Annotated in this window: 10 protein-coding genes; 3 read left to right on the top strand and 7 right to left on the bottom strand. The window is 62.0% G+C overall.

Translation table 11 applies throughout. From position 1 onward, the window contains the following. Positions 1 to 33 precede the first annotated feature (33 nt). The 7 genes from mmsA to ytfQ form a co-directional block, all read right to left on the bottom strand. Entirely contained in the window at positions 34 to 1,563 is a 1,530-nt protein-coding gene (gene mmsA, locus KBI52_RS13805) for a multiple monosaccharide ABC transporter ATP-binding protein (RefSeq protein ID WP_173946469.1), read from the bottom strand. Positions 1,564 to 1,645: 82 nt separating this feature from the next. Further along, positions 1,646 to 2,746 (bottom strand): multiple monosaccharide ABC transporter substrate-binding protein, encoded by a 1,101-nt coding sequence (gene chvE, locus KBI52_RS13800; RefSeq protein ID WP_173946478.1) that lies wholly within the window; start codon positions 2,744 to 2,746, stop codon positions 1,646 to 1,648. Positions 2,747 to 3,001: 255 nt separating this feature from the next. Continuing rightward, a complete protein-coding gene (locus KBI52_RS13795; RefSeq protein WP_247654383.1) occupies positions 3,002 to 3,772 on the bottom strand; it encodes a FadR/GntR family transcriptional regulator in 771 nt (256 codons plus the stop codon). An 18-nt stretch (positions 3,773 to 3,790) separates the two neighbouring features. Further along, entirely contained in the window at positions 3,791 to 4,750 is a 960-nt protein-coding gene (gene yjfF / locus KBI52_RS13790; RefSeq protein ID WP_173946470.1) for a galactofuranose ABC transporter, permease protein YjfF, read from the bottom strand. Further along, positions 4,747 to 5,751, bottom strand: a complete 1,005-nt coding sequence (gene ytfT / locus KBI52_RS13785; protein ID WP_173946471.1) for a galactofuranose ABC transporter, ATP-binding protein YtfT — start codon at positions 5,749 to 5,751, stop codon at positions 4,747 to 4,749. The genes yjfF and ytfT overlap by 4 nt, the downstream gene beginning before the upstream one ends. Beyond that, positions 5,752 to 7,260 carry a galactofuranose ABC transporter, ATP-binding protein YtfR gene (gene ytfR, locus KBI52_RS13780; protein WP_173946480.1) on the bottom strand — a complete coding sequence of 503 codons (1,509 nt, stop codon included), beginning with the start codon at positions 7,258 to 7,260 and terminating at the stop codon, positions 5,752 to 5,754. It abuts the gene before it with no gap. Between the two features lie 66 nt (positions 7,261 to 7,326). Then, entirely contained in the window at positions 7,327 to 8,289 is a 963-nt protein-coding gene (gene ytfQ / locus KBI52_RS13775; protein ID WP_173946472.1) for a galactofuranose ABC transporter, galactofuranose-binding protein YtfQ, read from the bottom strand. Positions 8,290 to 8,453: 164 nt separating this feature from the next. Between ytfQ and KBI52_RS13770 the strand changes: the two genes are divergently transcribed. The 3 genes from KBI52_RS13770 to KBI52_RS13760 form a co-directional block, all read left to right on the top strand. Then, positions 8,454 to 10,187 carry an IlvD/Edd family dehydratase gene (locus KBI52_RS13770; protein WP_173946473.1) on the top strand — a complete coding sequence of 578 codons (1,734 nt, stop codon included), beginning with the start codon at positions 8,454 to 8,456 and terminating at the stop codon, positions 10,185 to 10,187. A gap of 32 nt (positions 10,188 to 10,219) precedes the next feature. Continuing rightward, positions 10,220 to 11,158: a dihydrodipicolinate synthase family protein gene (locus tag KBI52_RS13765; RefSeq protein WP_173946474.1), complete on the top strand. Its 939-nt coding sequence runs from the start codon at positions 10,220 to 10,222 to the stop codon at positions 11,156 to 11,158. Between the two features lie 267 nt (positions 11,159 to 11,425). Next, on the top strand, positions 11,426 to 12,354 hold a 929-nt coding region (locus tag KBI52_RS13760; RefSeq protein ID WP_210808169.1), incomplete at its 3' end, for a cache domain-containing protein.

Here is a 12,354-nt window from a genome sequence, read left to right as displayed (position 1 = left end):
ACGTGAAGCTCGTCAGCGGTTCTCGTGTCCATCTCAGCGTCTCCCCGACTTAACGATAGCGTGCATGATCTTTTCCTGGGATGCCTCGGCGATGTCGAGCTCGGCAATCAGGGAGCCTTCGTTCATGACATAGATCCGGTCGCACATGCCGAGCAGTTCCGGCATTTCCGAGGATATCATGAGTACACCCTTGCCGGCATCGGCCAGTCGGTTGATGATCGTGTAGATTTCGTACTTCGCCCCGACGTCGATGCCGCGGGTCGGCTCGTCCAGGATCAGAATTTCCGGATCCGAGAAGAGCCACTTGCTCAGGACCACCTTCTGCTGGTTACCGCCGGAGAGGTTCACCGTCTCCTGGAAGACGTTGGAGCACCGGATCCGCATCTTGCCCCGGTAGTCGTTGGCGACCGCCAGTTCCTGAATATCGTCGATGACGAGATTTTTTGAGACGCCCTCGAGATTGGCGAGCGTCACGTTCTTGCGGATGTCCTCGGCCAGAACCAGGCCATAGGTCTTCCTGTCCTCGGTCGCATAGGCGATGCCGTTGGAAACGGCCTTCTCGACGGTGCCGACGTCGATCTCCTTGCCGTGCAGGGTCACTCGGCCAGAGATGTTCTGGCCGTAGCTGCGGCCGAACAGGCTCATGGCGAACTCGGTTCGTCCTGCCCCCATCAGCCCGGCGATGCCGACGATCTCCCCGCGCCGGATGGTCAAGTTGACGTTCTTGACCACCTGCACGTGGCTGTGGAGCGGATGATAGGCCGACCAGTTTTCAACCTGGAAGATCGGTTCGCCGATCTTTGGCTCGCGTGTCGGGTAGCGATCTTCCATGGTGCGGCCCACCATGCCCCGGATGATCCGGTCCTCGCTCACCTCCTCCGCCCGGCAGTCGAGCGTCTCGACCGTGCCGCCGTCGCGCAGGACCGTGATGGAATCGGCGACCTTCGAGATCTCGTTGAGCTTGTGCGAGATCAGGATCGACGAGATGCCCTGCTCCTTGAACCGGAGCAGCAGGGTCAGGAGCGCATCGCTGTCCTTCTCGTTCAGACTGGCGGTCGGCTCGTCCAGGATGAGGAGCTTCACCTTCTTGGAAAGCGCCTTGGCAATTTCCACCAGCTGCTGCTTGCCCACACCGAGGTTGGTGATCAGTTCGTCGGGAGATTCGTTGAGGCCGACGAGCTTCAGCAGCTCTTTGGTTCTTGCAAATGCAATCGACCAATCGATCACCCCGTACTTGGCCTGCTCGTTGCCGAGGAAGATGTTCTCCGCGATCGACAGGAGGGGCACCAAGGCAAGTTCCTGGTGGATGATGATGATGCCGAGCTTCTCGCTGTCGGCGATGCCCGAGAAACGTCGCTCCTCGCCCTCGTAGCGGATCTCGCCGGAATAGGAGCCGTGCGGATAGACCCCGCTCAGGACCTTCATCAGCGTGGATTTTCCGGCGCCGTTCTCGCCCACCAGGGCATGAATCTCGCCGGCCTTGACCGAGATGTTGACGTTGTCGAGCGCCTTCACGCCCGGGAACGTCTTGGTGATCCCCCGCATCTCAAGGATCGCATTCATTGCATGACCTCAGGCAAAAAGCCTTCCAGAAACGAGCAAGGACCCTGCGCGAGCGCGCAGGGTCCATTCTTCATCGCACCAATTATTTGAACTGGTCTTCCTTGTAGTAGCCGCTGCCGACCAGGACTTCCTTCCAGTTCGAGGCATCGACGCTGACCGGCTTCAGCAGGTATGACGGAACCACCTTCACGCCGTTCTCATAGGTCTTGGTGTCGTTGACTTCCGGCTGCTTTCCGGAGAGCACGGCATCGACCATGTTGACAGTGACCTTAGCCAGTTCGCGGGTGTCCTTGAACACCGTCGAGGTCTGCTCCTTGGCGAGGATCGACTTGATCGAGGGCACCTCGGCATCCTGCCCGGTAATGACCGGCATCGGCTGCTTCGGCGTGCCGTAGCCCACACCCTTGAGCGAGGAGATGATGCCGATGCTCAGACCGTCATAGGGAGAGAGAACCGCATCGACGCGCTTGTCGGTGTAGAAGGCGGACAGAAGGTTATCCATGCGGGCCTGGGCGACAGCGCCGTCCCAGCGCAGGGTCGAGACCTTGTCCATGCCGGTCTGGCCGCTGACCACCTTGAGCTTGCCGCTCTTGATGTAAGGCTCGAGAACGGACATGGCGCCGTTATAGAAGAAGTAGGCGTTGTTGTCGTCCGGCGAGCCGCCGAACAGCTCGATGTTGAACGGGCCTTTGCCCTCTTTCAGGCCGAGGGCCTTCTCGATATAGCCGCCCTGGAGCACGCCGACCTGGAAGTTGTCGAAGGTGGCGTAGTAGTCGACGTTCTTCGAGTTGCGGATCAGGCGGTCATAGGCGATGACCTTGATGCCCTTATCGGCAGCCTGCTGCAGCGCATCGGAGAGGGTCGTGCCATCGATCGCCGCGATCACAAGAACCTTGGCCCCCTTGGTAATCATGTTCTCGATCTGCGAGAGCTGGTTCGGGATATCGTCCTCGGCGTATTGCAGGTCGACGTTGTAGCCCTTCTCTTTGAGCACCTTGACCATGTTGTTGCCGTCGTCGATCCAGCGCGCGGACGACTTCGTCGGCATGGCCACGCCGACCGTACCCTTATCCTGCGCCTGAGCGGCGCCAAGCAGTCCAAAGGCTCCAAGAGCCACGGCCGCCAATGTGGTCGTGAATGTCTTCAAGGTCGTTCTCCCTCTCGTCCATGCCCGGAACGACATTCTCTCGCCCGGCGCATATTCAGCATTCTTCGTTCCGGGCTCCCTGTCGGCCTCCCGTACGTGAGGCATCCAGGCCGCCCGTTTCACCTATGATAAAGTCAGAGCCATCCCTTGGAACAGCCCTCCCCCTCCACTTTGCCGGCGGAGTGTTAGTCCTCTCCCGCCAAGCCATAAATCATACTATAATACTAATCAGCGCAGCAAGGAACCGACCCAAGCCTCTGTTGGTCTGGAGCAGTGATCCCACCGGGAGGTTTACTCCACTCCGGAGAAAGCATGGACCTGGACATTCGCCAGCGAGCTTTCCTCATGTTTGATCTGGACCCTCTGCGCCGCCTGCAGGATCAGGTCGGACATCGCCTCGCTCGCCGCCGCGGGATCGGCTTGTTCGATGCCATCGTATACGGCTTGATGCTGCCGCATCACTTCCCGGAAGCGGTCGTCGCTGGATACCGGGGAGCTGATCGTGAACGAGGTCGCGAGCGCCGCGCCGATGACCGATCCGATCGACTGCAGGAAGGGATTTCCCGAAGCCTCCAGAATGGCCTGATGGAAGGCGAGGTCCGCCTTGGTGAAGCCCTGCCGGCTGCTCTCGCACTGGTACATGGCCTGGAGGGCCCGATGCATCTCCTTGAGCTGTTCGGGCGTGCGCCGCACGGCGGCGGTGGCGCAGGCGAGGGGCTCGAGCATCTGCCGGATCTCGAAGAGCCACCCGAGGAAGCGGGCATCGACCCCCATCTCGAGATGCCATTCGATGATGTCGGCATCGAACATATTCCAGTTGTTGCGATCGAGAACCTTCGTGCCGACCTTGGTCTTCGACTCGATCAAGCCTTTCGCCGCCAAGGTCTTCATCGCCTCCCGAAGGGCCGTTCGCGAGACGCCGTAGAGCTCCATCAGCTCCGCGTCCCCCGGCAGGGTGCTGCCGACAGGGAAACGGCCCTGCATGATGTTCTGGCCGATCCCATGGGCAACGAGATCATGGGCTGATCGCGCTCTCGAAGGCCTCTGGACATCGTTCAGCAACACCCGTCTCCTTTTGCTCTACCGTGTTCGAAGCGACGCCGCCGACAGCCCCCGCTGCAGCACGATGAATGCGAACAGCAGAGCCCCGATGGCGATCTTGGTCCACCACGAACTCAAGGTCCCCTCGAACGTGATGTAGGTCTGGATCAATCCCTGGATCAGCACGCCCACGAGTGTGCCGATAATCGTCCCGTGGCCTCCCGTGAGCAGGGTACCGCCGATGACGACCGCCGCGATCGTGTCGAGTTCGACCCCGGTCGCCGCCAGGGAGTAGCCGGCCGAGGTATAAAAGGAAAACACGATCCCGGCCAAGGCCGCGAGGAAGCTCGACAGCATGTAGATGCGGATGGTCGTCCTTCCGACGGGTATACCCATCAGCTGGGCGGAGGTCCTGTTGCCGCCGAGCGCGTAGACATTGGCGCCGAAGCGCGTGTAATGCGCCAGAACGATGCCTGTCCCGAACGTGACCAGCATGATCATGGCGATGAAGGTGAGCCTCCCCCCGCCCGGAAGTCCGAAGGCGATATCCGTGATCTGACCATAAGCGGGCGCGTTGATCGGGATCGAATCCGTCGTCAGGACGAAGCACAGGCCGCGCGCCAGGAACATGCCGGCGAGCGTGACGATGAAGGCCGGAATCTGGAAGGTATGGATCAGGAACCCCATGCCGGCCCCGAACAGAGCCGAGATCCCGAGAATGAGCACGAAGGCCAAGTAGGGATTGAGGCCGTATTTCTCGATGGTGACGGCGAGGAACACGCCCGTGAAGGCAATGACCGAACCGACCGAGAGGTCGATGCCGCCGGACAGGATCACGAAGGTCATGCCGACCGCCACGATACCCAGGAAGGCATTGTCCGTCAGAAGATTACCGATCACCCGGGTCGAGGCGAAGCTCGGAAACTGCGCGAGGCAGATCAGGTAGCCGACGATGAACACGGCGAGTGTGACGAGGACGGGAAGATGACGCCTGATCATGTCCTGGCCTTCCAAACGGAACGGACGGCCGACAGGACCGGCGACTGGGCGAGAAGCACGGCGAGCACCACGATGGCTTTCACGATAAGGTTGTATTCGGGCGGGTAGCCGCTGAGCAGGATTCCCGTGTTCATGGCCTGGATGATCAGGGCGCCGATAACGGAGAGTCCGAGGCTGAAGCGCCCGCCGAACAGGGACGTGCCGCCGATCACCACGGCCAGGATGGCGTCGAGCTCGAGCCAGAGCCCGGCATTGTTGGCATCCGCCCCGCGGATGTCCGCCGTCACGATCAGCCCAGCAATGGCCGCGCATAGGCCGCACCACATGTACACCGCGATGGTCACGACCTTGGTGCCGATCCCGGCATAGGCGCTCGAGCGGACATTGGCGCCGATGGACTCGATGAAGAGGCCGAGGGCCGTATAGCGGACCATCACATGCGTGATGATCAGCATCACGATGGCGATCACGACAGGCATCGGCAGCATCAGGAAGGAGCCGCCACCGATGGCCGCGAAGCCCTCGCTCACGAAGGTGATGATCTGCCCCTCCGTGATCAGCTGCGCGAAACCGCGCCCGGCCACCATCAGGATCAGCGTCGCGACGAAGGGCTGAATTTCGAGCACCGCAACGAGGAAGCCGTTCCAGAGGCCACAAGCCAGTCCGATTCCGGCGGCAGAAGCAAGAGCGACGGGCAGCGGGTAGCCCTGCGCGGTCAAGGTTGCGGCCGTCGCACCCGCGATGGCCATGACGGCTCCGACGGAGAGATCGATCCCTCGCGTCGCGATGACGAGGGTCATGCCAAGGGCCAGAATGGCCACCGGCGCGCCGCGGTTCAGAACGTCGACGAGGCTGCCGAAGAGCCGACCGTCCTGCAGGCGCAGAGCAAAGAAGTCGCGGAAGACGAGCCAGTTGACGAGAAAGACGATGAGGAGTGCCGCAACCTGCGGAAGTCCCTTGGGAAATGTGCGAGGAGCACTGGCCTGAATCATGCCGCTCATTCAATGGCCCGCGATGGTTGTCATGATGGTATTGGCGCTGACGTCGGATCCGGTGAGTTCGCGCACATGCCTCCGGTCGCGCAGGACGACGACCCGGTCGCTGTAGGAGGCGATCTCCTCCAGTTCCGACGAGATGACGAGAAGGGCGAGCCCATCCTCGCACAGGCGCTCGATCAGGCGGATGATCTCCGCATGTGCGCCCACATCGATGCCGCGGGTCGGCTCGTCGAGAATGAGGAAGCGCGGCTCGGTGGCGAGCCATCGGGCGAGCAGCGCCTTCTGCTGATTGCCGCCCGACAGAAGCCCGATGGGCTTCTCCGCATCCGGAGTCCGGATGTCGAGGAGCTTGATGAAGCGGTCGGCGATCTCCTCCTGCCGGCGTCTCGGGATCAGACGCAGCCAGCCGCGCTGCGCCTGCAGCGCCAGGATGATATTCTCGCGAACGGACAGTTCCGCCACGATGCCCTCGGTCTTTCGATCCTCTGGAGTGAAGCCGAACCGCAGCCGGGCGGCGTCACGCGGCGTGGCGATGCGCACAGGCTTGCCGCCGACGAAGGCCTGACCGCTGTCGGCGCGCTCGATGCCGAAAACCAGCTTGGCCGTTTCCGTCCGGCCGGAGCCGAGCAGGCCCGCAAGGCCCACCACTTCGCCGGGCCGAACCGCCAGATCGAAAGGCTCCATGAGACGGCGCTTGCCGTAATCCTTGAACGCCACGAGCGGCTCTCCCGTCACCTCCCTGCGCTGGTTGCGATGGAGTGCCTCGGCGGCCAGCTCTCGGCCGAGCATCATCGAGACGAGCTCGATGCGAGGCAGCGCGGCGATGGGACGAGAACCCACGAGACGACCGTTCCGAAGCACAGTGATCCGGTCGCAGACCGCGTAGACCTGATCGAGGAAGTGCGTGACGAACACGATGCCGATGCCGCGGCTCTTGAGGTCCCGCAAAATCTTGAAAAGGGTTTCAACCTCATGCGTATCGAGGCTCGCCGTCGGCTCGTCGAGGATCAGCACCTTGGCCGAGAGATCGACCGCGCGGGCGATCGCAACGATCTGCTGAACCGCCACCGAATAGGTTCCCAAAGGATTGGCGACATCGATGTCGAGGCCATAGCCTGCCAGAAGCTCTTCTGAGCGACGGCGCATCTCGCCCGTGCGCACGAGGCCGAATCGGTGAGGCTGCCGGCCGATGAAGAGGTTCTCCGCGACCGACAGGTTCGGAAGAAGATTGACCTCCTGATAGACGGTCCCGATGCCGAGCGAGAGCGCGTCCGCGGGATCGCGCGCCTCGATCTCCTGGCCGTCAAGCCGGATGGTGCCGGCATCGCGCTTGAAGACTCCAGTCAGCACCTTGATCAGGGTCGACTTGCCGGCGCCGTTTTCACCCAGAAGGCCGTGGATCTCCCCGGCTTGCAGCGTAAAATCCACATGGTCGAGCGCCTGAACGCCCGGGAAGCCCTTCGTGAGACCTCGGATCTCGAGAAGATGAGACTGTTCTGTCAATGGTGGAATCCCGTCCTCACCGCCTACGGGCCAGGCAGCAGGCGAGCGCTCGCCTGCTGCCCGTCACTTAGGATCTCAGTACAGATCCTTGCGCTTGTCGTATTCGGCCTTGGCCGTCTCGGGCGTGAAGACCTTCGACTCGGTCTGGATCCACTTTTTGGGCGCCGTGCCGTCCTTCTTGAAGGCCATGAGCGCGTCGAGCGCAGGGCCGGCCATGTTCGGCGTCAATTCGACCGTGACGTTGGCTTCGCCATCGGACATCGCCTTGAAGATGTCCGGAACGCCGTCGATAGAGACGATCTTGATGTCCTTGCCGGGCTTCAGGCCGGCTTCCTTGATCGCCTGGATCGCGCCGATCGCCATATCGTCGTTATGCGCATAGACGGCGCAGATGTTCTTGCCGCCGCCCTCCGCCTTGATGAAGCTCTCCATCACTTCCTTGCCCTTGGTCCGGGTAAAGTCGCCGGACTGGGTGCGGACGATCTTCATGCCGGGATTGGCGGCGACGACCTGATCGAAACCCTTCTTGCGGTTGATCGCCGGGCTCGAGCCCACCGTGCCCTGCAGCTCGACCACGTTGCACTTGCCGCCGGTTTCCTTCGCCAGCCACTCGCCGGCCACCTTGCCCTCATAGACGGTGTCGGAGGTCACGGCGGTCAGGTAGAGGGACTCGTCCTTCGTGTCGATCGAGCGATCAAGCAGGACGACCGGGATCTTGGCGTCCTTGGCTTCCTTGAGAACCGCGTCCCAGCCCGTCGACACGACGGGAGCGATGAAGATGGCATCGACGCCCTGCGCAATGAACGAGCGAACGGCGCGGATTTGATTCTCCTGCTTCTGCTGCGCGTCGGAGATCTTCAGGTCGACGCCGCGCTTCTCGGCTTCGATCTTCGAGACCTTCGTCTCGGCGGCCCGCCAGCCGGATTCCGATCCAACCTGCGAGAATCCGATGGTCATTTTATTCTGGGCATAGGCGGCGCCTGAGGACAGCATCAGCGCAGCCATGCCGATTGTCGTCAGAAGATGACGGGCCTTCATGAGCTTTCTCCCTAAAATTTGTCGTTGCTCTTCGACTTTAGCAGCCTTATCAGCTGACCATTAGTACTATTATATGAATCAGATTGAGCGCCTATTCAACCAAAGTCGCGTTCTTTTGAGCCCCGCTCGGCGGGGCGCTACACAGTTGCGAAGGCACCGGGACAATGACCGAAGACAAGAAACGCTCTCTGCGCAGCCAAGCCTGGTTCGGACGTCAGGACAAGATGGGATTCTATTACCGCTCGTTCCTGAAGAACAGCGGCTTCCCGCAGGACCAGTTCGAGGGCCGGCCCGTCATAGGAATCTGTAACACCTGGTCGGAGCTGACGCCCTGCAACGCGCATTTCCGCACCATCGCCGAGCACGTGAAGTACGGCGTGCTGGATGCTGGCGGTTTCCCGCTCGAATTCCCCGTCTCCTCGCTCGGCGAGGTGACCATGCGCCCGACCGCCATGCTGTTCCGCAATCTGGCGGCTATGGACGTGGAGGAGGCGATCCGCGCCCATCCGCTTGATGGCGTGGTTCTCCTCATGGGCTGCGACAAGACCACCCCTGCCCTGCTGATGGGCGCCGCCTCGGCGGATCTGCCCACGATCGGCGTGTCGGGCGGGCCCCAGCTGCGCGGCGTCTATCGAGGCAAGTATATCGGCTCGGGTACCAACATCATCTCCATGAGCGAGCAATTGCGCGCGGGCGAGGTGACCCTGCAGGAATTCCACGAGGCGGAAGGTGGAATGAACCGCTCGGCCGGCCACTGCATGACCATGGGCACCGGCTCCACCATGGCCTCCATGGTCGAGGCTCTCGGAGTCGGCCTGCCGGAGAACGCCGCAATCCCGGCCGCCGACGCCCGGCGCAACCATCTCGCCCGCATGGCCGGGCGGCGCATCGTCGAGATGGTGAACGAGGATCTCGTGCTGTCGAAGGTAATGACCAGGCAGGCCTTCGAGAACGCGATCCGCACGCTCGCGGCCATCGGCGGCTCGACCAACGCGGTCGTACACCTGCTCGCCATCGCGGGACGGGTTGGGATCGACCTGACCCTCGACGATTTCGACAGGCTCGGCCGCGAGATCCACTGCCTCGTCGATCTCATGCCGTCAGGGCGCTTCCTCATGGAGGACTTCTACTATGCAGGCGGCCTGCCGGTAGTGCTGCGCACCTTGGGCGAGCGCGGCCTTCTGCACAAGGATACGCTCACCGTTAACGGCAAGTCGCTCTGGGAGAATGTGAAGGACGCGCCGTGCTGGAACCGCGAGGTGATCACCACCTTCGAGGAGCCATTCAAGCCGGAGGCCGGCATCGCCATCCTGAAGGGCAATCTTGCGCCGAACGGCGCAGTCATCAAACCGTCGGCGGCTTCGCCTGAACTCATGCAGCACACGGGCCGTGCCGTCGTATTCGAAACCATTGAGGATCTGCATCACCGCATCGACGATGAGGATCTCGACATCGACGAGACCTGCATCATGGTGCTCAAGAACTGCGGACCGAAGGGCTACCCGGGCATGGCCGAGGTCGGCAACATGCCGTTGCCGCAGAAGCTGCTCAAGAAGGGCGTCCGCGACATGATCCGGATCTCGGACGCGCGCATGTCGGGCACCGCCTACGGCACGGTGGTGCTGCACGTGGCACCAGAGGCGGCCGCCGGCGGTCCGCTGGCGCTGGTGCAGAACGGCGACCTGATCACGCTTGATGTCACCGCCCGCAGCCTGCATCTTCACGTCGAGGCCGAGGAGCTGGAGCGTCGACGCGCCGCCTGGGCTCCGCCGGCGCCGCATGCGGATCGCGGGTGGGCCAAACTCTACATCGACCACGTCCTGCAGGCCGACAAAGGAGTCGATCTGGACTTTCTCGTCGGACGGACAGGATCACCCGTTCCCCGCGACAACCATTGAACACGACGCCGATGATAGTGAAGGGAGAAAACATGTCCTCGACCGGCAAGACCTCCACGCGCCCGTACCGCGGCGTATTCCCGGTGGCCCCCACCATTTTCGATGACGACGGCAGGCTCGATCTCGAAGGCCAGAAACGTGCCATCGACTTCATGATCGACGCGGGCTCCGACGGCCTCTGCATCCTGGCGAACTTTTCCGAGCAGTTCGTTCTGACCGACAGCGAACGCGAGACCGTGATGACGACGGTGCTCGACCATGTCGCCGGCCGCGTTCCGGTCATCGTCACCACCAGCCATTTCTCGACCGACATCTGCGTCGAGCGCTGCAAGCGGGCAGAAGCCGCGGGCGCCGCCATGGTGATGATCATGCCGCCCTTCTTCGGTGCGACCCTGAGGGTGTCGGAAGCTGGAATCTACGAGTTCTTCCGCAGGGTCTCGGATGCCATCAGCATTCCGATCATGATTCAGGATGCGCCCATGGCTGGGACTTCCCTGTCAGCGCCCTTCCTTGCCCGCATGGCCAAGGAGATCGCCAACGTCTCCTATTTCAAGATCGAGGTGCCCGGCACCGCGTCCAAGCTGCGGGATCTCATCGCTCTTGGAGGAGACGCCATCGAAGGTCCCTGGGACGGCGAGGAAGCCATTACCCTCATGGCCGACCTCGATGCCGGCGCCACGGGCGCGATGACCGGCGGCGCCTATCCGGACGGCATCCGCAAGATCATCGATCCCTATATGGCGGGCGACAAGGAGGAGGCTGCGGTTGCTTATGAACGCTGGCTTCCGCTGATCAATTACGAAAACCGGCAGTGCGGATTGCTGGCCGCCAAGGTGCTCATGAAGGAGGGCGGCGTCATCCGATCGGACGCGGTCCGTCATCCACTGCAGTCCCTGCATCCGGAGACCCGCAAGGGTCTGATCGAGGTCGCCCGCCGTGTCGATCCGGTCGTGCTGCGCTGGGGCCGATAGGGGGACGGCACTCCAACATCGTCGAAAGTATAATCCGCCGCGGATCCACGAGATCCGCGGCTTTTTCTTTCCATCGAAGGCAAAGATTCCGCTGCCCGAAGAGGCGCTGCCGGCCGAGTTAAAGAACGGATAACAAGTCGGCAGAAATCGCTAGGTGTTTCCACTTATTGACGGCCTCGACAACTCTCACAGACTTGGCGCGCCTGGTAGAGCGTGTCGTGGGGGCACGCGCCCCCCGTGGTGATGCGGGCAGGTTCACAAAGAAAAATGTCTGACAAGAATTCTACCATCCGAAACAAATTTGCGCGTTTTCTCACCGGCGTCACCGGCCGGTTCTATGCCGGCATCGCGGCCGGGATCCTCGCTCTGGTTGCGCTCGCAATCTTTGGCTCCGCCACGATCTCCAGCATTCTGACCGAACAGAAGAAGACCGAGCTCAAACATCTTGTGGAATCCGCCGTCAGCATTGTGGCGGATTTTGACGCCCGCGCGAAGCGAGGCGAGATGTCAGAGGATGACGCAAAGAGGCGCGCCTCCGAGACGCTGCGCATCCTGCGCTATGGGGGCTCGGAATACTTCTTCATCCAGGACTACCAGACGGTCATGCTGATGCATCCCTTCAATAAGGCGGTGGAAGGCAAGGACAACTCAGCCGTAAAGGATGCGAATGGCATTTCCTTCTTCAAGGAGATCGGGCAAGCCGGCCGGGCCGGCGGCGGCTTCGTGGCCTATCTCTTTCCCAAACCGAATCAGCCCGAGCCTCTCCCGAAGCTCACCTATGCAGCCAACTTCGACAAATGGGGCTGGGTGATCGGCAGCGGCGTCTATATCGATGATCTCGCGGCCGCCGCCGCATCGTATCGCAACCTGTTTCTGGCGCTCGTGGCCGGTGCGGCGGCTTTTCTCGTGCTGATTGCTTTTGGCCTTGGTCGCAGCATTTCCAGGCCGATTCAGAAGCTGGTGGCGAATATGGGTGCGCTCGCCGACGGCGACCTTTCGGTGACGATCGAGGGAACGTCCCGCCGGGACGAGATCGGCGTCATGGCCGGGTCCGTGCAGGTGTTCAAGGACGCGCTCATCGCGAAGAAGCTTGCCGATGAGGCAACGGCCCTTGAAGCAGATGCGAAAACCCGCCGGGCCGAGCTGCTCGACCAGCTCACCAAGCGCTTCGAGATGAACGTCTCGGCCCTGACGCA

The sequence above is a fragment of the Microvirga sp. HBU67558 genome (assembly GCF_018069605.1).
Lineage (GTDB): Bacteria > Pseudomonadota > Alphaproteobacteria > Rhizobiales > Beijerinckiaceae > Microvirga > Microvirga terrae.
Note: the sequence above shows the minus strand (reverse complement) of the source record. Positions and strands in the feature narration are given on the sequence as shown.

Coding starts and splice junctions, on each gene's coding strand:
- mmsA (WP_173946469.1), bottom strand. CDS start 1,563: ATGAATGCGATCCTTGAGATGCGGGGGATCACCAAGACGTTCCCGGGC.
- chvE (WP_173946478.1), bottom strand. CDS start 2,746: ATGTCGTTCCGGGCATGGACGAGAGGGAGAACGACCTTGAAGACATTC.
- yjfF (WP_173946470.1), bottom strand. CDS start 4,750: ATGATCAGGCGTCATCTTCCCGTCCTCGTCACACTCGCCGTGTTCATC.
- ytfT (WP_173946471.1), bottom strand. CDS start 5,751: ATGAGCGGCATGATTCAGGCCAGTGCTCCTCGCACATTTCCCAAGGGA.
- ytfQ (WP_173946472.1), bottom strand. CDS start 8,289: ATGAAGGCCCGTCATCTTCTGACGACAATCGGCATGGCTGCGCTGATG.
- KBI52_RS13770 (WP_173946473.1), top strand. CDS start 8,454: ATGACCGAAGACAAGAAACGCTCTCTGCGCAGCCAAGCCTGGTTCGGA.
- KBI52_RS13765 (WP_173946474.1), top strand. CDS start 10,220: ATGTCCTCGACCGGCAAGACCTCCACGCGCCCGTACCGCGGCGTATTC.